We start from the raw sequence: 20856 nt of genomic DNA, 5'->3' as shown, positions 1-20856 counted from the left end.
GGCCCCGGACCGCCGGATCATCATGATCGCCGTGTTCTGCCCGGCCGGTGGCCATGATGGACGTACGACGGACGGTGGAGGTTCGCGAGTGGAGTACGTGCGGGTCGGATGCGCCTGGCTGATCGCCGTCGTCTTCGCCATCACGGCCGTGTCCAAGGCACGCGACCTGCCCGGGTTCGCCCGCTCGCTGCCCGACCTCGTCCCCGTGCCCCGCGCTCTGACCCGCCCGCTGGCGGTCGTGGTGGCCGCGTTGGAGGGGCTGGTGGCGCTCCTGGTGGCCGTACCGCTGGTCGCGGGGGTGTCCGGGGTCGTGGCGTACGGCCTGGGGCTCGCCCTGCTGCTGCTGGCGGCGTTCACCGTGGCGATCGCCGTCGCGCTGCGGCGCGGACGGCGCGCTCCCTGCCGCTGCTTCGGCGCGTCCGCGGCCCCGCTCGGAGCCCGTCACCTCGTCCGCAACGGCCTGCTGATCATCGCCGCCGCGCTCGGCCTGCTGCCGCCGGCCGGGTCGCCCGCGCTCGCCGGGGTGGTGGTGGCGGGCGTCGCCGGGCTGATCGGGGCCATCCTCGTGGCCGCCTTCGACGACCTCGTGGACCTCTTCGCCGGCCCCTGACCCACGCTCGGGACCGGGCTGCACCGGAGCAGCCCGGAGAGGGAGCGAACGCGTCAGAGAGTGACGCCGGCGGCCTGGACGCGCAGGGCCTCCACGGCGGCCGAGGGGTCGCTGGCCCCGTAGACGGCGCTGCCGGCGACGAACACGTCCGCCCCCGCCTCGGCGACCCGCTCGATGGTCTCGCTCGTGACCCCGCCGTCCACCTGAATCCAGATCTGGCCGCCGTGCCGCTCGATCAGCGCGCGGGCGGTGCGGATCTTCGGCAGCACCATGTCGAGGAACTGCTGCCCCCCGAACCCCGGCTCGACCGTCATCAGCAGCAGCATGTCGATCTCGCCCAGCAGCCCCTCGTACGGCTCGACGGCGGTGCCCGGGTTGAGGGCGAGCGCCGCCCGCGCGCCCAGCGACCGGATCTGGCGCAGCGTGCGCACCGGCGCCCGCGCGGCCTCGGCGTGGATGGTGACGCTCCCGGCGCCGGCCTCGGCGTAGGCGGGCGCCCACCGGTCGGGGTCCTCGATCATGAGGTGGCAGTCGAGCGGCAGGGACGTGGCCTTGCGCAGCGACTCGACGACGGGCAGGCCGAGCGTGAGGTTGGGCACGAAGTGGTTGTCCATCACGTCGACGTGCAGCCAGTCGGCGTTGGACACCGCCGCGGCCTCGTCGGCGAGCCGCGCGAAGTCGGCGGACAGGATGCTGGGAGAGATCTGTACGGCCATGATGTGCCGAGTCTATTGAACCCGCCCCCGGTGCGCGGCCTCCGGGTCAGCCGCCCGCTCCCCGGCACGCGGCCGCCGGTTCGGGCGCCCGCTCTCCGGCACGCGTCCCGGCGTCCGCACGCGCGCCCTCGCGCGCGCACCACCGGATCATGCGGACCGCTACCCGCGCTTGCGGAGGAGGGCGAGGAACATCGCGTCGGTGCCGTGGCGGTGCGGCCAGAACTGGGCGTACGGCCCGTCCCCCAGACCCTCGACCTCGGGCAGGTACGCGCGGGCGTCGAGCTGCTCCGCGTCGTCGCGGCGCGCGAGCACGTCGCCGACCACGACCCGGGTCTCCGCCAGATGCGGGGAGCAGGTGACGTACGCGACGACCCCGCCCGGACGGGTCGCGTCGAGGGCGGTGCTCAGCAGGGCGCGCTGGAGCCGCCCCAGCTCGGCCACGCTCGCGGGGTCGCGCCGCCACCGCGCCTCGGGTCTGCGCCGCAGCGCGCCCAGCCCCGTGCAGGGGGCGTCGAGCATGACGCGGTCGAACGTCCCGGGCCGCCAGGCGGGCCGGGTGCCGTCGGCGGTGATCACGCCCGCGTCCCGGGTGGTCTGCCACACGAGCCGCGAGCGGTGCGGCTGCACGTCGGCCGCCACCAGCCGCGCTCCACCCCGGAACGCCACCGGCCCCTGCCGCTCGTGATCCGCGTCGCCCCGGCCGTCGCCGTCCGCGGGCGCGCCGGCATGAGCCGGACCGGCGGCACTCGACGGCACGCCCGTCAGATCCCCGTACGTGGCGACGGCGTCCAGGAGGCCCGCCTTGCCGCCCGGGCCGGCGCACATGTCCAGCCACAGCTCCTCGCGCCCCTCACCGGCCCCGGTTCCCGGACCGGCCGGGCCGAGGGGTACGCGCGTCAGGGCGAGGGCGACGAGCTGGCTGGCCTCGTCCTGCACGGCCGCGCGGGTCTCGGCGACCGCCGCGATCCGGCCCGGGTCGCCCTCCGTCAGGTGCGCCCCGTACGGGGAGTAGCGGGTGGGCTCGGCGCCCGCGTCGAGCAGCTCCCGCCGGGACGAGCGCCCCGGCCGGGCCACCAGTGTGACGAGCGGCCGGGCGTTGTCTGCGGCGAGCAGCTCTGCCGTCTCCTCGATCTCGCCCCCGAGCGCGTCGCGGAACGCGCTGACCACCCAGCGCGGGTGGCTGTGGACGACCGCGAGATGGCCCGACGGATCGTCGGCGAGGTCCGGCGCCACGATCGGCAGCCATTCTTCGAGCGTGCGTGAGGCGATCTTGCGCAGCACCGCGTTGACGAACTTGGCCGCTCCCGGGCCGATGCGCTGCCGTACCAGATCGACCGTGGTGCCCACGGCCGCGTGCGGCGGGACGCGCATCCGGAGGAGCTGATGGGCGCCCAGCCGCAGGGCGTCGCGCACGCCGGGGTCGGGCGCGCGGTCACTGCAGATCGCGATGATCGCGTCGTACGTGCCGAGGCCGCGCAGGGTGCCATAGGCCAGCTCGGTGGCCAGGGCCGCGTCGCGCCCCGTCAGCCCGCGTTCGCGCAGGAGGCGCGGGGTGAGCAGGTTGGCGTACGCGTCGCGTTCGTCGACGGCGCGCATGACGTCGAACGCGGCGTTACGCGCGGGGTCACGCGGTGCCCTGCCGGCTCCGCCACGCCCACGTCCGGCTTTTCCGCCCCCGGGACCGCCCGCCCGCGCCTGCCCGCCGGCGGCCCGATCCCGGCCGCGACCGCCTTGGCGGCCCGTGCCACGGTCCTCGGGCCCACGGCCCCCGCTGCTGCTCATCCCCGGATTTCCCTCATGTCTGCGATCCGTCCCGCCGCACGATTCACGCGACGGTCATGCCTCACGATCCCGCCGCCCGGCCACACGACCCGGACGCACGGCCCGGACACGCGGCCCGGACACGCGGCCCGGACACGCGGCCCGGTTCAGGCCTACCGGTACACCGACCGGTCACGCCGCCCGGCCACCTGAACGGGTCAGGCCGAGCGGCCCGCGCCACCTGGTCACGCCGCCCGGCGCCGGCCGCGTCGGCCGGCATCGGGCGGCCCGGTCACTCGAACCGGTCGCCGTTCTCGACGCGTGCCCCCCGCGCCCACTCTCCCGCGCTCATCACCCGCTTGCCCTGCGGCTGCACCGCGTCCAGCTCGACCGGGTGGGTGGCGGTGCCGACGAGGACGGAGTTCTTGCCCGCGGCGATGGCGCCCGGGGCGAGGGCGCCGGCGGACGGCGCGAGGGCGACCGGGCCGAGCTTGAGCCGCTGACCGCGGAACGTCGTCCAGGCGCCGGGGTTGGGGGTGCAGGCTCGGACGAGCCGGTCGATCCGCATAGCGGGCGCCGACCAGTCGACCTCCGCGTCCACGACGTTGATCTTGGGGGCGACGCTCACCCCGTCGGGCGGCTGCGGGCGGGCCTCCAGCGTGCCGTCCTCGACGCCGTCGAGCGTGGCCGCGAGCAGCCCGGCCCCGGACAGGGCGAGCCGGTCGAGGAGCATGCCGCTGGTGTCGTCCGGCCGCACCTCCTCGGTGAGCACGCCGTAGACGGGCCCGGCGTCCAGCTCCTTGACGATCTGGAACGTCGAGGCGCCGGTGATCTCGTCGCCGTGCAGGATCGCGTGCTGCACCGGGGCGGCGCCGCGCCAGGCGGGCAGGATCGAGAAGTGCAGGTTGATCCAGCCGTGTCGCGGCACGTCGAGCGCGGACTGCGGCAGCAGCGCGCCGTAGGCCACCACGGGGCAGCAGTCGGGCTCCAGCTCGGCCAGCTGCTTCAGGAACTCGGGGTCGCCGGCCTTGGCGGGACGGAGCACCGGGATGCCCGCCTCCTCGGCCAGCTCGGCGACCGGCGAGGGGTGGACCTTGCGGCCCCGGCCCGACTGGGCGTCGGGGCGGGTGACGACCGCCACCACGTCGTGCCGCGGCGAGTCGATCAGCGCGCGGAGCGACGGCAGCGCCGTCTCGGGCGTGCCCGCGAAGACCAGGCGCATCGGCTCAGAGCGCCCTTCCGCCGGTGGCGTGCGGGGAGAACTTGACCGTCGGCGCGGACAGCCCGCTCCACTCCGCCTCGCGGATCGCCTTCATGGCGAGCTTGCGCTGCTTGGGGTCCATCCGGTCGATGAACAGGATGCCGTCGAGGTGGTCGGTCTCGTGCTGGAAGCAGCGGGCCATCAGGTCGGTGCCTTCGAGCACGATCGGCTCGCCGTGCATGTCGAAGCCCTTGGCGACGGCGCGGACGGCGCGCGGCGTCGGGTAGGACAGCCCCGGGAAGGACAGGCAGCCCTCCTCGCCCTCCTCGTCGAGCTCGGCGGACAGGTCGAGGTCGGGGTTGATCAGGTGACCGAGCTGGTCGTCCACGTAGTAGGTGAACACGCGCAGCCCGACGCCGATCTGCGGGGCGGCCAGGCCGGCGCCCGGCGCGTCCATCATCGTGTCGGTCAGGTCCTTGACCAGCTTGCGGAGCTCCTTGTCGAAGTCGACGACAGGGGCCGCCGGGGTGCGCAGCACCGGGTCTCCGAACAGCCGGATCGACTGGATCGCCAAGGGGTCACTCCGTTTCGCTTCGGTGGGGTGAGCCCAGTTTAGTGTGCTCCAGGGATCGCGCCTTCATCGCCGCTTTGCGGGCCGCCTTGACGACGGCGGGGTCGTCGTGGGCGGAGGCGAGCATGTCGAGGACGGCGATCGTGTCGGGGTGGTCGACGGCGGGCATCGCGCCGACGAGCCGGATCAGGTCCTCGCCGGGCTCGGGCGGGTCGAGCCGCCCGGCGGCGTGGCCGGACAGGTGCATGAGCGCCGCCAGGGAGTCGACCGCGATCCAGGTGTGGTCGTCGGCGCTCAGCGCGGGGGCTTCGAGGTCGCGGATGTGCAGCCAGGACGCGGCGTAGCGGCGCATCAGCGGCAGCTCCAGCGCCCGGCGCACCGGCGCCTCGGCCTCGGGGCCGAGCTCCTCCAGGATGGCGCCGACGGCGCCGCGCTGCCCGGCCGTGCCCTGCGCCGCGATCTCGACGAGCTCGCGGGCGGCCTCCTCGGGCGGGCGGCGTTCGAGCCAGCCCGCCACGGCGCTCTGCGTCGCGGCGCCCTTCACCAGCGCCTCGACCAGCTCGGCGGCCGACAGGTCGGCGAACACCTCCACCTCGGCGGCCGTCGGCGCGTCGTGGCCCTCGCGCAGCAGGTCGCGGCGGATCGCCCACACCCCGAGGGGCGTGAGCGCCGTGCGGCCCGCGTCGGTCTGCTCGACCAGGCCGCAGTACGCGAGCAGGGCCAGCGCCTCCAGCAGCTCGGCGGGCAGCGAGGCGGCCAGCCGGCGCAGCTGCACCGTGCCCGGCCGGCAGGCGACCTCGTGGGACTGGAGGATGCCCCGCGCGAGGTTGGCGACGGCGACGCCGGAGCGCACGGAGTAGACGGTGGCCAGCATCTCGGCGAGGTGCTCGTCGACCACGGTGGAGCCGGTCAGCCCCTCGTCGGCGCGGTCGAGGACGTCCATCACCACGCCGTCCCAGAACTCCAGCGTCGCCTCGACCGTGAGCAGCTCCGGCAACGGGCCGCGCAGCGCCTGGCCGCGGATGATCTGCAGCAGGCCGGTGTTGACGGCGACGATCCAGAGGAGGCGCAGCCGCGCCGGTTCGACGCCGAGGGTCTCGGCCGCGGCGGCCGCGTCAGGCTCGGGAAGCAGCCCCTCGGGGGTGACGGGGCGGGTACCGGTCCACGCGGCGAGGCGGATGGCGTCGGCCACGAGCGGCACGGCGGGCACCAGCCGGGCCAGCTCCGCGTCGGGGAGGAGGGTCACGGGCGGGAACGTCAGGGCCTCGTGCTCCTCAGCCGTCTCCTGCGGCGAGCGCGGCGGCACGGCGGGCTGCTCATCGATCAGCTTGCGCAGCTCGGCGAGGTCGAAGACATTGTTGGCCACCCACGAAACTTACTGCACACAAGTCACAGGGACGTACTCATCGCGTGATCCCGGTCGGGGCCGTCGGGGGTCCTACCTGATCGCCCGGGAGCGCGCCTTGAACGCGGCCTTGCGCGCCGCCTTGGCGACCGTGCCGTCGGGGATGGAACGGCCGAGCAGCTCCAGCACGTCCACCACGTCGGGGTGGTCCACGCGCCACATCTCCTCGATGAGGTGGGCGGGCGGGCCGGAGGCGGCCATGTTCTCGGCGAAGATGTCGGGGTCCTCCTCGGCCGCGGGCATCGCCAGCGCCAGCATGTCGACGCTGACCCAGAGCAGCTCGTCCTGGGTGAGCGAGGGCGACGGCAGGCCGCGGGAGGCGAGCCAGTGGATCGCGTGGGGGCGCAGCTCGGTGTCGTCGAGGACGGCGCGCACCTCGGGTTCGGCCTCGGCGCCCAGGTGGTCCACGATGGTGACGGCGATGCCGCGGGCCACGGCCGGCGCGCCGGACGCGGCGGCCAGCAGCTGGGCGGCGGCCTCGCCGGGGGTGCGGCGGCTGAGCCAGCGGGCGATGTCGTCCTCGGCCACCTCGGTGGGCAAGCCGTCGAGCAGGCCCTCGACCAGCCCGGTGGCGTCGGTCTCGGCCAGGTCGGGCGCCTCGGGGGCGTCGACGCCGAGCGCGAGGTAGTGCTCACGCAGCGCCCACACGGCCAGCGGCGTCAGCCCCGCCGTGCCGCCATGGCCCGCCGTACCACCCGCCGTACCGCCATGGCCGGCCGTACCGCCCGCCGTGCCACCATGGCCCACCGTAGCACCCACCTTGTCGCCGTAGGGCTCCGAAGGCGCGCCTGAGCCGCGCCGGCCCGCGAAGCCGCGCTGGGGGCCGGGGCCGGTGTGCGGGGCGGCGCCGATGCGGCCCGCGACCGGGGCGAGCCCGCGGCCCCCCGGTGCGGCTCCGCCGTCGCCCGGCCGTGTCCCGCCCGCTCCCGGCCCGCGGGGCGGCAGGAATCCCGGCGGGCCGGGCGCCCTCTCGATCAGCCCGCACCAGGCCAGCCGCTCCAGCGTCGCCGGAACGTCCACGTCGCCGTCGTCCACGACCTCCTGGAGGTAGTCGCCGATGACGGAGACCGGCACCCCGGTCCGCAGCCGGTACAGCATGTCGAACAGGTCGTAGAGCTCCTCGTCCAGCTCGGCGCTCCCGGTGACGGCGCCGCGGGTGTCGTGGTCGACGAGGTAGGCCACCACGCGCGCCCACCGCCCCAACGCCACCTCCCCCGCGTCGTCACCTGAGCCGCCGGCGTCACCTGAGCCGCCGACGCCATCTGATTCGCCGTCGTCATCCGATTCGGCGTCGTCGAGGTGCCGCCGCAACTCGCCGACCAGTTCCTCGTACGACTGCTCCCGCGCTCCCCCGCCCCCCTGCACGGCCGTCCAGAGCGGCACGCGCTCCAGCGCCTCCAGCAGGTCCTCCGGCGGGACGAGCCGCACGCCGGGCAGCGGCGAGCACCCCGGGCAGTCGCAGGGCGCCTCACCCAGGTCGGGCAGCTCGCCGGAGGGGATCGCGATGGACTGCTCCAGGGACTCGGGCCCGATGGAGCTGAACAGGCTCTTGGCCATGCCGAAGTTGGACTCGTCGGCGAGCGCGTCGGACATCCTGGGCTCGATGTCGTCGATCCGGTCGCGCATCTCCCCCGCTACGGCGGCGCTCGCCCCGCCCGTGTCCTGGAGGTAGTCGACCAGGGTGCGGGCGGCGGCCACGGTCTGGGGGGCGCTCTCGGGCGGGGTGATGACCTTGCGCGGGTAGATGGACAGCAGCAGCTCGTCGAACGCGGCGGGGGTGAAGTCGCCCGGCGCGTTGACGTCGAGGTAGTCGCTGGCGTAGTCGCAGAGCAGGCGGACCTCGTCCGCGTCCACCTCGACTCCCCGCGCCCGTCCCCAAGCACGCAGGTCGTCGATGGCCTGGTTCACCCATTCGATCGACACAAAGGCACGCTAACGGCTGACTTACAGATGAGCGAATCGGGGAAACGGCCTAAATCAGGTCGAGCGGGTCGACACTCACCCTCACGACATCCGGCGCCTTACGCGCCGCGCGCACTCCGCTGGCCCCTTTGAGCGCCGCGGCCAGTACCGCTCCTCCCGGGCGTGGCACGCGGATCATGGCTCGCTCCTGCCCGGCCTCGTCGATCGGCACCGGGCCGAGCACCTGCGCGTCGGCGGGCAGTCGTACCTCGTCGAGCATCTGCCGCACCGCGGAGGAGACGCCCGTGAGCGTCGCCATGCGGACCGCGGGCGGGAAGCCCAGCTCGGCCCGGTCGGCCAGCTCGCGCTCGGCGTGCGTGATCGGATCCCACCGCAGCAGCGCCTGTACGGCCGGCAGCCCGGCGTCGGCCAGCACCACCAGCTCGGCGGCGGGACGGAGCAGGGCGGCGGCGTTCATCCACCGGCGCAGCGCCTCCTCGGAGGCCCGCAGGTCGGCCCGGCCGAGCAGCGACCACGCGTCGAGCAGCACCGCGGCGGCGTACCCGTCCTCCGCGACCGGCTCCGCGCCGGGCGTGGCGACGACCAGGGCCCGCGCCGCCGGCACGGTGGCCAGCACGCCGTCACGGCCGGACGTGCGCACGGGCGTGGAGGGGAAGGCGCGGCCGAGCTCCTCGGCGGTACGCCGGGCCCCGACGATCACGGCCCGCAGCCGCGCCCCTCCGCAGTGGGGGCACCGCCAGCCGGGGTCGACGCGCCCGCACCAGCGGCAGTAGGGGGCGGCGTGCCCCGCGCGCAGGGCGAGGGGGCCGTGGCAGAGCGGCTCCTCCCCCGCCACGGCCAGCATTCCGGCCTCCGGCTGCTCCCCGGCGGATCCGGCCGGTCTGGCGGGCGAGGGGGCGAGACGGGTGGGGGGCAGGGCGCAGCGGGCGGGGGCGCGGCACCGCTGGCACGCCACGGCCGGCAGGTAGCCGCGCCGGGGCACCTGCACCAGCACCGGCCCCTCCTCCAGGCCCTGGCGCAGCGCCCGCCAGGCCAGGCTGGGCAGCCGCGCCGCGCGGGCCGCCTGGTCCTTGGCCAGCTCGGCGTCCTCGCCGGCCGGCCGTACGCGCGGGGCGAGGCTCCGCACGGTCTGGCGGGAGGCGACGATCGGCCGGGCCCAGCGGGTGGCGACGAGCTGGGTGGCCTCGGCGGTGCGGGTGTAGCCGCCGACGAGCATGGCCGCGCCGGAGCGGTACGCCCGCAGCGCCAGCACCTCGCGGGCGTGCGGGTAGGGGGCTAGCCGTTCGGCGTGCAGGTCGTCGCCGTCGTCCCAGATGACCGCCAGGCCCAGATCGGCCACCGGCGCGAACATCGCCGCCCGCGTGCCCACCACCGCCCGCGCCTGGCCCCTGAGAAGGCGCAGCCAGCGGCGGTAGCGCTCGGCCGGGCCGAGGGCGGCCGTGAGCGCCACGTGCGCCCCGGGCTCCAGCGCGCGGGCCAGCGCGGCGTCGGCCAGGGCCACGTCGCGCCCGTCGGGCACGACCACGACGGCCCCCCTGCCGCCGTCCAGCGTGGCCCGTACGGCCTCCGCCACCTCGGGGGCCCACCCACGGGCGCCGGGCAGCGCCTGCCAGACGGCGCGCGGGGCCCGGCCCTCCGTGAGCGCCTTCAGGAAGGAGGCACCGGCCGGGTAGGAGTCCCACGGTCCGGCGCCCGACGCGACCGTCGAGGACTCGCCCGTGGTGGGCTCGCCCGTGGTGGGCTCGCCCGTGGTGGGCTCGGCCGCGGTGGGCTCGGCCGTGGTGGGCTCGGCCGCGCGGCCCTCCCGCTCCCCCGGCACGGCCGGGACCTCCGCCTCGGCCTTGGCGTGGCGGGGCGGGACGGCCAGGCGGAGGACGTCGGCGAACGTGCCCGCGTACCGGTCGGCGACCGCCCGGGCCAGGCCCGCGATCTCCGGCGTCAGCACCCGCTCGGGCGAGACCACCCGCTCCAGGGCGGTCAGCGGCCCGGCGTGCTCGCTGCGCTCGGCCCGTTCGAGCACGAACCCGTCGACGAGCTTGCCGGCGAACCGCACCCGCACCCGCACCCCCGGCCGGGCGCTCTCGTGCATCGTGGCGGGCACCAGGTAGTCGAACGGCCGGTCGAGGTGGGGCAGCGGGTTGTCCACCGCCACCCTGGCCACCGGGTCGGAGGGCGCGGGAACCGGGGCCCCCTTGGACGGCACCACCGCGGGCCGCACGGCGTCGAGCGGCAGCAGGGCGTCGTCGGAGTCTGTCACGGACTACGTCTACCAGAACCCCGCGACCTGCAGGACCACGCCGGCACCTCGCCCGGCGCCGCCCATGCTCTGACGTCGCCTCAGGACCCGCTTCGGGCGGGCACGAGCCTGCGCGCCGTGACCGGGCGGGCGAGGACGAGGTCCAGCACGTCACACGCGTGCCGGTACGGGGCGCCGTCCCGGTGCCGGGCGAGCGCCCCCTCGTCCTCCCACTCCTCCACGACCACCATCCGGGCGGGCCGGTTCGGGTCCGCGTACGGCTGGTAGGCCAGGCAGCCCGGCGCTTCCAGGGACGGCTCGATCAGCGCCTCCAGGGCGGTGCGGAGCCGGTCCTCCCACCCCGGCGCGGCCAGGCACTCGGTGACGACGACGAGCCCCATGCCGCCCGCCCGTGGACCGTCACGGGCGGGCCGGGCCGGAGCCCGCGCCCGTGGCCGTGATCGCGGCGGCGATCTCGTCGAGGTCCGCCGGGGTGAGCGTCACCGAGGCGGCGCCCACCCAGCCGTCCACCTGGTCCGCCCGGCGGGCGCCCACGATGGCCCCGGTGATGCCCGGCCACGCCAGCGTCCAGGCGATCGCCACCTCGGCCACGGTCGCGGAGTGCCGCTCGGCGACGGGCCGCAGAGCGGCGGCCAGGCGCAGGTTGGCCGCCAGCCCGGTGGTGAAGTCGTGGTGGGCCGAGCGCCAGTCGTCGGCGGGCAGCGCGGCGGCCCGCTCGGCGGTGAAGGCGCCGGTCAGCAGCCCCGACTGGAGCGGCGAGTAGACGATCACGCCGGTGCCGTGGGCGTGCGCCCAGGCGATCTCGGCCGCCGCCGAGCGGTTGATCGCCGAGAACGGCGGCTGGATCACGTCGACGTGGGCGATCCGCTCGGCCGCCGCCAGCTGCTCCGGCGAGTGGTTGGACAGGCCGATGGCCCGCACCTTGCCTTCGGCCTTCAGATCGGCCATGACCTGCCAGTACTCCTCCAGCGGGGTGGCGTTGGGCGACACCGCCCCGGATCCGTCACCGGCGTACTCCAGGGACTCGCCGGTGTCCGGCCAGTGGACCTGGTACAGGTCGATGCGCTCGACGCCGAGGCGCCGCAGCGAGTCCTCGACCTCGCGCCGCACGCTGTCGGGGCGCATGATCCGCCGCGGTGCGGCCTGCGGGTCGTCCGGGTCCCAGACGAGGCCGGCCTTGGTGAAGATGTACGGCCGCTCGGACTCGGGCAGGTCCGCGACGGCCTTGCCGACGAGCTCCTCGGAGTGGCCGAGGCCGTACACGGCGGCGGTGTCGATCCAGTTGACGCCGGAGGAGAGGGCGTGGCGGATCGCGGCGACGGACTGGGCGTCGTCGGTGGCGCCCCAGCCGAAGCGCCAGCCGGAGCCCGCGACGGCCCAAGAGCCGAACCCGACCCGGCTGATGTCCATGCCGGTGCGGCCGAGCGGGCTGGTGGGCAGGTGGGTGGTGGTCATCAGAGCGTTCTCCCGTGTGATGAGGTCGCCGGGTTCCTCCCGGCGGTCATCACTCTGGCCGCCCGCCGCGGCCCTACCCAGTGCCGTCGCGTGCCTGGGCACGGCGTGACCAGGCAACGGCAGCCGGCGGTCCGGGATACTGGTCCGCATGACACTGGACAGACGCGCCGAGCTGGGCGAATTCCTGCGATCCCGGCGGGCGCGGCTGCGGCCCGAGGAGCTGGGGCTGCCCGACTACGGGGGCCGGCGGCGCGTCCCCGGGCTGCGCAGGGAGGAGCTGGCCCTGCTCGCCGGGGTGAGCGTGGACCACTACGTGCGCCTGGAGCAGGGCCGCACCCTGCACTTCTCCGAGGAGGTGCTCGACGCGGTCGCCCGCGCCCTGCGGCTGGACGACGTGGAGCGCGAGCACCTCCACCGGCTGGCGCGGCCCTGGTCCGGGAGCGAGCGCGGGCCGGCGCAGCCCCAGCGGGTCCGGCCGGGACTGCGCCGCCTGCTGGACCTGGCCGACGGCGTGCCCGCGTACATCGTGGGCCGCGACACGGACGTCCTGGCCTGGAACCGGCTCGCCGCGGCACTGATCACCGACTTCGGCGCGCTGCCGCCGGAGCAGCGCAACCTGGCGCGGCTGGTGTTCCTCGACGAGGGGATGCGCGGCCTGTACGAGGACTGGCCGGGCAAGGCCGGTGACGTGGTCGCCTACCTGCGTCTCGACGCGGCCCGCCACCCGGACGACCCGCGGACCGCGGCGCTGCTGGACGAGCTGGCGGCGGCCAGCCCGGAGTTCCGGCGGGCGTGGGAGGAGCACCGGGTGAAGGACAAGACCCACGGGCGGTACGTCTACCTGCATCCCGTGGTGGGCCGGCTGGACCTCGGGTTCGAGACCATGCGGTTCCCGGACGACCCGGACCAGGCGCTGATCGCGCACACCGTGGAGCAGGGGTCGCCGTCGGAGACCGCCCTCCGGCTGCTGGCGGCCTGGGCCCGGGAGACCGTCCCCACCCCCTGACGCGCGGCTTCCGCCTCGCCTCCCGGCCGTCTCCGGACGCGCGGATGCCGGTCGTCTCCGGAGCGCCTCCCGGCCGTCTCCGGACACGCGGATGCCGCGTCTCGCCGGAGCGGGACGCGGCATCGGAGGCCGTGGGCCGGTGTGGCCGGCGAGCCGGTGAGGTCAGAGACCCGCGGCGGTGCGCAGGCTCTCGGCGCGGTCGGTGGACTCCCAGGAGAAGCCCTCGCGGCCGAAGTGGCCGTAGGCGGCCGTCTCGGAGTAGATCGGGCGCAGCAGGTCGAGGTCACGGATGATCGCGGCCGGACGCAGGTCGAACACCTGGAGGACGGCCTCCTGGATCTTCTCCACCGGCACCTTCTCGGTGCCGAAGCACTCGACGAACAGGCCGACCGGCTGGGCCTTGCCGATGGCGTAGGCGACCTGGACCTCGCAGCGGTCGGCCAGGCCGGCCGCCACGACGTTCTTGGCGACCCAGCGCATCGCGTAGGCGGCGGAGCGGTCGACCTTGGACGGGTCCTTGCCGGAGAAGGCGCCGCCACCGTGGCGGGCCATGCCGCCGTAGGTGTCGATGATGATCTTGCGGCCGGTGAGGCCGGCGTCACCCATCGGGCCGCCGATCTCGAAGCGGCCGGTCGGGTTGACGAGCAGGCGGTAGCCCTCGATGTCGATGTCGAGGCCCGCGAGCACGGGGTCGACCACGTGCTCCTTGATGTCGGGCGTCAGCATTTCCTTGAGGTCGATCTCGGCCGCGTGCTGCGTGGAGACCACCACGGTGTCGAGACGGACCGGCCGGTCGCCGTCGTACTCGATCGTGACCTGGGTCTTGCCGTCGGGACGCAGGTAGGGCACGGTGCCGGACTTGCGCACGTCGGCCAGGCGCTTGGCGAGCCGGTGGGCCAGCGTGATCGGCAGCGGCATCAGCTCGGGCGTCTCGCGGCAGGCGTAGCCGAACATGAGGCCCTGGTCGCCGGCGCCCTGGCGGTCGAGCTCGTCGGCGTCGCCGCTGACACGGTGCTCGTAGGCGTCGTCGACGCCCTGGGCGATGTCGGGCGACTGCGCGCCGATGGACACCGAGACGCCGCACGAGGCGCCGTCGAAGCCCTTGTGGGAGGCGTCGTAGCCGATCTCCAGAATCTTCTCCCGGATGACGCCGGGGATGTCGACGTAGGTCTCGGTCGTCACCTCGCCCGCGACGTGGACCTGGCCGGTGGTGATCAACGTCTCGACGGCGACCCGGCTCTTGGGGTCGTCCTTGAGCATGGTGTCGAGAATCGCGTCACTGATCTGGTCAGCGATCTTGTCCGGGTGGCCCTCGGTGACCGACTCCGAGGTGAACAGGCGGCGTGACAACTCAGTGGCTCCTCATGCAGCGGCTGCTGACGGATGTGCGGCTCCGGCTGCTGAACGGGCCAGGGCCTCGCCGAAGTCTAGCCCTACCGGCCGTCCGGTCGCGAAACCGCCACGCGAACAGGGACTTCACAAAAAGGGACTTTACAGATCGGGCAAGGGGTCGGGGGGCAACGTCTCGGGGGCGAACACCTCGGCGTCGGCCGCGGCGACGACGGCCGCGTACTCCTCGTCGAACTCGAAGGCCATGGACCCGAGCTCGATCACGGGCCCGGGAGCCTGCATGATCGGCCCGAGCCGGGTATGGCGGGGGAAGGCGGCGTAGACGGACACGGGTCGGTCGGTCCTGAGCATGCGGGTGGCGAGGACCGAGATGGCCCTGTCGGTGACGACGATGAGGAAGTTGGCGGCTCCGGGCGGGCCGATGGACAGCGCGGGGAAGACGTAGAGGATCTGCTCCTGGTCTCCCAGCAACGTCCTGCAACGATCCCTGACAGCGGAGCTCACCGGCATCGAGTCCCCCTTCGTGCCAAGTATCCGCAGCACCGGGGGGTGTAGCAACAGCCGATCCGGTAATCCACCGGTCCAGAAGAGGGCGCCCGGACGGGGTCAGGCGAGGCGGGCGGCGACCAGGTCCCAGACGGCGTCGGCGACGTCCTCCTTGGGCCCGCGCGGCACCTCGACCGGGTCTCCCCCGGCGACCAGCACCACGGCCGCGTTGTCGGGGGTGCCGAAGGCGAGGCCCGGGCCCACCTGGTTGACGACGAGCAGGTCGCAGCCCTTGCGGGCGAGCTTGGCCTGGCCGTTGGCGAGCACGTCGTGGGTCTCGGCGGCGAACCCGACGATCACCTCCGGGTACGGCGGGCGCTCCCCCGGCCCGGCTCCGGCGGGGGCCCCCGTGACGGCCCCGGTCCTGGCGCCGGCGACAGAGCCGGCCACGGTGCCGGTCACGGTGCCGGTGACAGCCCCCGTGACGGCGCCCACGGTGGCCGGGGTGGATCCGGCGGCTGAGCGGCGCAGCTCGCCCAGCTCGGCCAGGATGTCGGGGTTCTTGACCAGCGCGATCGGCTCCGGCTCCCCGTCCGTTTTCTTGATCTTGGAGTCCTGAGGGGCGGCGGGCCGGAAGTCGGCGACCGCCGCCGCCATGACCACCACATCGGCGGCGGGGGCGGCGTCGAGCACGGCGTCGCGCAGCTCGGCCGTGGACTCCACCCGCACCACCGTGGCGCCCGCGGGGTCGGGCAGGGAGACGTTGGCGGCGACCACGGTGACCTCGGCGCCCCGAGCGGCGGCCGTGCGGGCGAGGGCGTAGCCCTGGAGACCGGAGGAGCGGTTGCCGATGTAGCGGACCGGGTCGATGGCCTCGCGGGTGCCGCCGGCGGAGATCACCACCTTGCGCCCCGCCAGGTCGCGGGGGCGGCCGCGCAGCACGCGCAGGCACACCTGGAAGATCTCGGCCGGGTCGGGCAGGCGGCCGGGGCCGGTGTCGGCGCCGGTGAGCCGGCCCACGGCCGGGTCGATCACGATGGAGCCCCGCTCGCGCAGCGTCGCGACGTTGGCGCGGGTGGCGGGGTGCTGCCACATCTCGGTGTGCATCGCGGGGGCGAACACCACGGGGCACCGGGCGGTCAGCAGGGTGTTGGTGAGCAGGTCGCCGGCCAGCCCGTGGGCGGCCCTGGCGAGCACGTCGGCAGTCGCCGGCGCCACGACGACGAGGTCGGCGCCCTGTCCGATGCGGACGTGAGGCACCTCGTGGACGTCGTCCCACACCTCGGCCGACACCGGGTGGCCGGACAGGGCGGCCCAGGTGGGCTCGCCCACGAACCGCAGCGCCTCGCGGGTCGGCACGACCCGCACCTCATGCCCGGACTCGGTGAAGAGCCGGAGGAGCTCACACGCCTTGTAGGCCGCGATGCCGCCGCTGACGCCGAGGACGACCTTCATCGAAGGGGTCAGACCGCGCCTTCGATGGGCTCGGCGTTGAGCAGGCCCTCGGAGACCTCGCGCAGCGCGATGGACAGGGGCTTCTCCTGGGCGTGCGTCTCGACCAGCGGGCCGACGTACTCGAGCAGGCCCTCGCCGAGCTGCGAGTAGTAGGCGTTGATCTGGCGAGCGCGCTTGGCGCCCATGATCACCAGGGAGTACTTGCTGTCGACGATGTCGAGCAGCGCGTCGATCGGCGGGTTGGTGATGCCCTCGGCGACCGGAGCCGTGCCTGCCACGATTGTCAGACCTCTCGGTTGGTGGTTGTCGTGACCCCCAGAGGGTCGGTCATCAAATCTATCAGCCGATGGCACACGTCTTCGACATCCGTGTTCACCAGGGTGAGGTCGAACTCCTTCTCGGCCGCCATCTCGACCCGGCCGGCCTCCAGGCGGCGGGCGATGACGTCCTCGGGCTCGGTGCCGCGCCCGCGCAGCCGCTTCTCGAGCTCCTCCCAACTGGGCGGGGCGAGGAACACCAGCAGCGCGTCCGGCATGCTCCGCCGTACCTGCCTGGCGCCCTCCAGGTCGATCTCCAGCAGGGTGGGGACGCCCGCGGCGAGCCTCTCCAGCACGGCCGCGCGCGGCGTGCCGTAGCGGTTGCCCGCGAACTCCGCCCACTCCAGCAGCTCGCCGGCCTCGACGAGCCGGTCGAACTCGGGACCGTCGACGAAGAAGTAGTGGACCCCGTGCACCTCGCCGGGCCGGGGCCTGCGGGTGGTCACCGAGACCGACAGCCACACCTCGGGGTGTGCCCGCCGGATCTCGGCGACGACCGTGGACTTGCCGACGCCCGACGGCCCTGACAGGACCGTCAGACGTCTGTCACCGGAGGGGAGGAAGTCGACCTTCGTCCCGGCGCGGACGGCCTCGTGGGCCCTTGCATCGCCGGACCATGACCTCTCGGTCACCTTCCTACCCCCCGTCGAACCTGCGCTTTCGTGTGGAACAGAGACTAGCTCTCGTTGCCACCGAACTCGCGCTCGAGGGAAGCCCTCTGGTTCGCGCCGAGACCCCGCACGCGGCGGGACTCGGCGATGGCGAGCCGCTCCATGAGCTGCTTGGCGCGGACCTTGCCCACGCCGGGGAGCGATTCCAACAGAGCCGAGACCTTCATCTTGCCGATGACGTCGTCGGTCTGCCCATCCTTGAGCACCTCAGCCAGAGAAACCGCGCCGTGCTTGAGCCGGTTCTTGACCTCGGCACGCTCTTTACGGGCCTTGGCAGCCTTCTCCAGGGCTGCGGCGCGCTGCTCAGGGGTCAGGGGAGGAAGAGCCACGCCGGGTCACCTCGAATTTCTTGTCGACGTACTCGGACGGGAAGGGAAACTAGCTGGTCATCGACCCCTAAGCAACGCCAAGGCCAGTTTCTCTCCTGACAAAGTCAACTTCGTCACTTTGTGTGTCCATGACGCTACGGTGTGCTGACGAAATCGCCTTCACTTCCCGCTTCTCCCGACGCTTGGGAGGTCCGGCAACAAAGGGGACGATGATCGCATTCTCGGCGATCCTGGCGTCCGAAACCCCACGTCGAACGGCGTCCCAAACCTGTCGCAGTCGCGGTGCCGTGAGGCTTGTGCCATGATTTGATCTTGTTCGTGGGGACGCTCCCCGGCCCGGGGGACGACGGCTCCGCGCGGGCCCTGTCACGCCTTCGTGCGCGACGCGGCTCCACGCGGGTGCGCGACGTCCGGCAGGCCGCATCTCGCGGCGCGGCCTGCCGCCGGCGGGGCGGCCACCGGGGCTCGCGGGCGGCGCGCGAACGCTCCCCGCGGGACGCGGCCGGCACGCCCACGGGCGCCCTTGGGCTCGGGGCCCGCTCGGGCGCGCCCACGAGGGTCCTCGACGGCGCGGGAAGGCCTCCGGTGGCGCACGGGGCGGCCCGGAGGCACAGGCCCGCCCCGAACGGGCGCGGAGCTCGCGGAGGCAGACCCTGTGAGGTCGGGCCGCGAAAGTCGGGCCCGCGAAAGTGGCGCCCGTGCGGTCGGGCCCGCGAACGTGGAGGCCCGCGAGAATGGGGCCCGTGAAAGCCGGGCCCCCTGCGGTCAGGAGGGTGTGGTGCGGCGAAGGGCGGCGGCGATGGAGGCGGCGGCCGCGCCGGGGTCCGGGGCGGCCGTGATGGGGCGGCCGATCACCAGCAGGTCCGCGCCGTCCGCCAGCGCCTGCTCCGGCGTGGCCACCCGGGCCTGGTCCTGGACGTCCGCCCCCGCGGGCCGCACCCCCGGCGTGATGAGGGTGATGTCCGGCCCCACCTCCGCCCGGACGGCGGCGACCTCGTTGGGACTGCACACGAGGGCCGTGGCGCCCGCCTCGACCGACATGGCCGCGAGGCGGCGCACCGCGTCGTCCGCCGGGCCCTCCAGGCCGATGCGGGCCAGGTCGGCCTCGCTGAGTGAGGTGAGAACGGTCACGGAGGCGATCTGCGTGTGCGGGGCGGCCTCCACGGCCGCCTGGATCATCCTGGGGCCGCCCGCGGCGTGGACGGTCAGGATGGCCGGGCGCAGGCGGGAGACGGCCTTGGCGGCCCCGGCGACCGTGTTGGGGATGTCGTGCAGCTTCAGGTCGAGGAAGACGCGGACGCCGCTCGCCCCGCGCACGGACGCGATGACGTCCGGCCCGTAGCGCAGGTACAGCTCCAGGCCCACCTTGACGGTGCTGACATGCGGGGTCACCAGCGCGGCCCAGCGGGCGGCGGTCTCCAGGTCAGGGGCGTCGAGGGCGACGGCGATGGGTGCGGGCGTCACGGGGAGCTCTCCTCAGAGTCGACGGGCAGGTGCCGGGGAGCGCTCCCCGGCGGGCGGTGGGCCAGGCCGACGGCGTCGGCCAGCCGCTGGAAGCCGCGCGCCTGCAGCAGGTCCTCCAGCTCGCGCTCGATGCGCAGGCACGCGTACGGGTCGTGGAACAGCGCCGTGCCCACCCCGACGGCGCAGGCGCCCGCCAGGATGAGCTGGAAGGCGTCCTCGCCGCTCATGACGCCGCCGACGCCGATCAGCGGGACCCCGGGCAGCGCGGCGTGGACCTGCCACACGCACCGTACGGCCAGCGGCAGGATGGCGGGCCCCGACAGTCCTCCGGTGACGGCGGCCAGCGACGGCCGCAGCGCCATGGTGTCGATGGCCATGCCGAGCGGATTGTTGATCATGGACAGCGCGTCGGCCCCGGCGTCCACGCAGGCGCGGGCGACGGCCACGATGTCGGCCACGTCCGGGGCCAGCTTGGCCACCACCGGGACGTCGTAGCGCATGATGGAGCGCACCGAGGCGATCACCTCGGCCGCGGCGCCGCCCTCGCGGGCGAAGACCCGGCCGCGGTCCTCGATGTTGGGGCACGACAGGTTGACCTCCAGCGCGGTGACGCCGGGCGCGTCGGCGAGCCTGCGGGCCAGCTCGGAGTACTCGGCGACGGTGCCGCCGCCGATGGACACGATGGTCCTGATGCCGCGCTGGGCGAGCCAGGGCAGCTCGCGTTCGAGGAAGGCGTCGATGCCCGGCCCCTGGAGACCGACGGCGTTGAGCATGCCGGAGGCGGTCTCGGCCATGCGCGGCGTGGGGCGGCCGGCGCGCGGCGCCATCGTGATGGAGCGGGTGGTCAGCGCGCCCAGCCGGTGCAGGTCGAAGAACTGGGCCAGCTCGCGGCCGGAGGCGGCGCAGCCGGCGGCCGTGGTGACGGGGTTGGCGAGCTCCACGTGCGCGAGGAACGTGCGCATGTCGACGGGCATGTCAGCTCACCCCGGCCCGCGGGTGCACGAGGCGTCAGACGGCATGACGCGTACCGCCTCCGGGCGCGCCCAGGGCGTCGAACGGGATCGTTCCGACGTCCTCGAACCGCACCCGCTCCCCCCGGAACACCGGCCCCTCGGCGCAGGCGCGGACCATCCGGGTCACCCCGTCGTCGCCGATGATCGGCAGCACGCACGTCATGCAGACCCCGATCCCGCAGGCCATCGACTCCTCCACCGCCACCTGCACCGGGATGTCGAACTCCATCGCCACCGCCGTGACCGACCGCAGCGTGTCCATGGGGCCGCAGGCGTAGACGGCGTCGGCCCGGGTGTCGGCGATCACCGACGGCAGCGCGTCGGTGACCCTGCCGCGCAGCCCGAGCGAGCCGTCCTCGGTCGTGAGCGTGGTGGTGGCGGCCATGCGCCGGGCCCGCATGGCGCCGAACACGCGGTCGGCGCTCGCCCCGCCGAGCAGGAAGTCGACCCGGCAGCCGCGCTCCATGAGGGCGTCGGCCACCGGGAACAGCACCGCCGCGCCGTACTCGTCGCCGACGAGCACGCAGTGCACCGGGTCGCGCGGCAGCGGGAACGGCCGCCCGAGCGGCCCGACGAGGTCGAGCGTGTCGCGGGCGCGCCGCTCGGCCAGCCAGGCCGTGCCGGGGCCGCGCACGGTGAAGACGAGCTCCACCGTGCCGCCGTAGTCGGGCTTGACGTCGTGGACGGTGAAGGCACGCCGGGTGATCATGGACGTGCGGGACCCGCCCACGGCGACGGACACGAAGTGGCCGGGCCGGTGACGCTCGGCGATGCCGGGCGCCACCACCGTCAGCGCATGGTAGGCGTCGACCCGGCGCGTCGTCAGCACCGTGCCCGTCACCTGCACCGGAGTGCCGGCCAGTCTC

Annotated in this window: 20 protein-coding genes; 2 read left to right on the top strand and 18 right to left on the bottom strand. The window is 74.6% G+C overall.

Annotated elements, in window-relative coordinates; all coding sequences use genetic code 11:
• The first annotated feature begins 88 nt into the window (after positions 1-88).
• Positions 89-610: a MauE/DoxX family redox-associated membrane protein gene (locus tag MTP10_RS32775; RefSeq protein WP_310714388.1), complete on the top strand. Its 522-nt coding sequence runs from the start codon at positions 89-91 to the stop codon at positions 608-610.
• Positions 611-663: 53 nt separating this feature from the next.
• Here MTP10_RS32775 and rpe read toward each other — a convergent pair whose 3' ends face one another.
• From rpe to MTP10_RS32730, 9 genes are all read right to left on the bottom strand, one after another.
• Positions 664-1326 carry a ribulose-phosphate 3-epimerase gene (rpe, locus tag MTP10_RS32770; RefSeq protein WP_310714387.1) on the bottom strand — a complete coding sequence of 221 codons (663 nt, stop codon included), beginning with the start codon at positions 1324-1326 and terminating at the stop codon, positions 664-666.
• Between the two features lie 159 nt (positions 1327-1485).
• A complete protein-coding gene (locus tag MTP10_RS32765; RefSeq protein WP_310714385.1) occupies positions 1486-3108 on the bottom strand; it encodes a transcription antitermination factor NusB in 1623 nt (540 codons plus the stop codon).
• A 271-nt stretch (positions 3109-3379) separates the two neighbouring features.
• On the bottom strand, positions 3380-4309 hold the full coding sequence (gene fmt / locus MTP10_RS32760) for a methionyl-tRNA formyltransferase (protein WP_310714384.1): 930 nt from the start codon (positions 4307-4309) through the stop codon (positions 3380-3382).
• Positions 4310-4313: 4 nt separating this feature from the next.
• Positions 4314-4862 (bottom strand): peptide deformylase, encoded by a 549-nt coding sequence (gene def / locus MTP10_RS32755; RefSeq protein ID WP_310714383.1) that lies wholly within the window; start codon positions 4860-4862, stop codon positions 4314-4316.
• 4 nt (positions 4863-4866) lie between these two features.
• Positions 4867-6225, bottom strand: coding sequence for a hypothetical protein (locus MTP10_RS32750; protein ID WP_310714381.1), 1359 nt, complete (start codon positions 6223-6225; stop codon positions 4867-4869).
• Positions 6226-6297: 72 nt separating this feature from the next.
• Complete coding sequence (locus MTP10_RS32745) at positions 6298-8187, bottom strand: hypothetical protein (RefSeq protein ID WP_310714379.1); 1890 nt, start codon at positions 8185-8187, stop codon at positions 6298-6300.
• A 49-nt stretch (positions 8188-8236) separates the two neighbouring features.
• Complete coding sequence (locus tag MTP10_RS32740) at positions 8237-10444, bottom strand: primosomal protein N' (protein ID WP_310714377.1); 2208 nt, start codon at positions 10442-10444, stop codon at positions 8237-8239.
• A gap of 80 nt (positions 10445-10524) precedes the next feature.
• Complete coding sequence (locus MTP10_RS32735; protein ID WP_310714374.1) at positions 10525-10824, bottom strand: putative quinol monooxygenase; 300 nt, start codon at positions 10822-10824, stop codon at positions 10525-10527.
• Between the two features lie 19 nt (positions 10825-10843).
• On the bottom strand, positions 10844-11899 hold the full coding sequence (locus tag MTP10_RS32730) for an aldo/keto reductase (protein ID WP_310714372.1): 1056 nt from the start codon (positions 11897-11899) through the stop codon (positions 10844-10846).
• A 148-nt stretch (positions 11900-12047) separates the two neighbouring features.
• On the opposite strand from MTP10_RS32730, the gene MTP10_RS32725 reads away from it, so the two are divergent.
• Positions 12048-12905, top strand: a complete 858-nt coding sequence (locus MTP10_RS32725; protein ID WP_310714369.1) for a helix-turn-helix transcriptional regulator — start codon at positions 12048-12050, stop codon at positions 12903-12905.
• Between the two features lie 162 nt (positions 12906-13067).
• Here MTP10_RS32725 and metK read toward each other — a convergent pair whose 3' ends face one another.
• The 9 genes from metK to MTP10_RS32680 form a co-directional block, all read right to left on the bottom strand.
• Positions 13068-14255, bottom strand: coding sequence for a methionine adenosyltransferase (gene metK / locus MTP10_RS32720; protein ID WP_310714367.1), 1188 nt, complete (start codon positions 14253-14255; stop codon positions 13068-13070).
• 141 nt (positions 14256-14396) lie between these two features.
• Positions 14397-14726: a hypothetical protein gene (locus tag MTP10_RS32715; protein ID WP_310714365.1), complete on the bottom strand. Its 330-nt coding sequence runs from the start codon at positions 14724-14726 to the stop codon at positions 14397-14399.
• Positions 14727-14861: 135 nt separating this feature from the next.
• Complete coding sequence (coaBC, locus tag MTP10_RS32710; RefSeq protein ID WP_310714363.1) at positions 14862-16196, bottom strand: bifunctional phosphopantothenoylcysteine decarboxylase/phosphopantothenate--cysteine ligase CoaBC; 1335 nt, start codon at positions 16194-16196, stop codon at positions 14862-14864.
• Positions 16197-16204: 8 nt separating this feature from the next.
• Positions 16205-16474: a DNA-directed RNA polymerase subunit omega gene (rpoZ, locus tag MTP10_RS32705; protein ID WP_310714360.1), complete on the bottom strand. Its 270-nt coding sequence runs from the start codon at positions 16472-16474 to the stop codon at positions 16205-16207.
• Positions 16475-16479: 5 nt separating this feature from the next.
• A complete protein-coding gene (gene gmk / locus MTP10_RS32700; RefSeq protein WP_310714420.1) occupies positions 16480-17052 on the bottom strand; it encodes a guanylate kinase in 573 nt (190 codons plus the stop codon).
• Between the two features lie 137 nt (positions 17053-17189).
• Positions 17190-17513, bottom strand: coding sequence for an integration host factor, actinobacterial type (gene mihF / locus MTP10_RS32695; protein ID WP_020541698.1), 324 nt, complete (start codon positions 17511-17513; stop codon positions 17190-17192).
• 765 nt (positions 17514-18278) lie between these two features.
• Positions 18279-18977: an orotidine-5'-phosphate decarboxylase gene (gene pyrF / locus MTP10_RS32690; protein ID WP_310714354.1), complete on the bottom strand. Its 699-nt coding sequence runs from the start codon at positions 18975-18977 to the stop codon at positions 18279-18281.
• Entirely contained in the window at positions 18974-19951 is a 978-nt protein-coding gene (locus MTP10_RS32685) for a dihydroorotate dehydrogenase (protein WP_310714351.1), read from the bottom strand. Before MTP10_RS32685 ends, pyrF begins: the two co-directional genes overlap by 4 nt.
• Before the next feature lie 34 nt (positions 19952-19985).
• Entirely contained in the window at positions 19986-20852 is an 867-nt protein-coding gene (locus tag MTP10_RS32680) for a dihydroorotate dehydrogenase electron transfer subunit (RefSeq protein WP_397200695.1), read from the bottom strand.
• Positions 20853-20856 lie beyond the last annotated feature (4 nt).

Source organism: Nonomuraea sp. 3-1Str (assembly GCF_031570565.1).
In the GTDB taxonomy this organism is placed as follows: Bacteria; Actinomycetota; Actinomycetes; order Streptosporangiales; family Streptosporangiaceae; genus Nonomuraea.
This window is presented reverse-complemented; position numbering and strand designations above follow the sequence as displayed.

Excerpts from the sequence above, each read along its gene's own strand:
- rpe (WP_310714387.1), bottom strand. The coding sequence starts at position 1,326 with ATGGCCGTACAGATCTCTCCCAGCATCCTGTCCGCCGACTTCGCGCGG.
- MTP10_RS32765 (WP_310714385.1), bottom strand. The coding sequence starts at position 3,108 with ATGAGCAGCAGCGGGGGCCGTGGGCCCGAGGACCGTGGCACGGGCCGC.
- fmt (WP_310714384.1), bottom strand. The coding sequence starts at position 4,309 with ATGCGCCTGGTCTTCGCGGGCACGCCCGAGACGGCGCTGCCGTCGCTC.
- MTP10_RS32735 (WP_310714374.1), bottom strand. The coding sequence starts at position 10,824 with ATGGGGCTCGTCGTCGTCACCGAGTGCCTGGCCGCGCCGGGGTGGGAG.
- MTP10_RS32730 (WP_310714372.1), bottom strand. The coding sequence starts at position 11,899 with ATGACCACCACCCACCTGCCCACCAGCCCGCTCGGCCGCACCGGCATG.
- MTP10_RS32725 (WP_310714369.1), top strand. The coding sequence starts at position 12,048 with ATGACACTGGACAGACGCGCCGAGCTGGGCGAATTCCTGCGATCCCGG.
- coaBC (WP_310714363.1), bottom strand. The coding sequence starts at position 16,196 with ATGAAGGTCGTCCTCGGCGTCAGCGGCGGCATCGCGGCCTACAAGGCG.
- MTP10_RS32685 (WP_310714351.1), bottom strand. The coding sequence starts at position 19,951 with ATGCCCGTCGACATGCGCACGTTCCTCGCGCACGTGGAGCTCGCCAAC.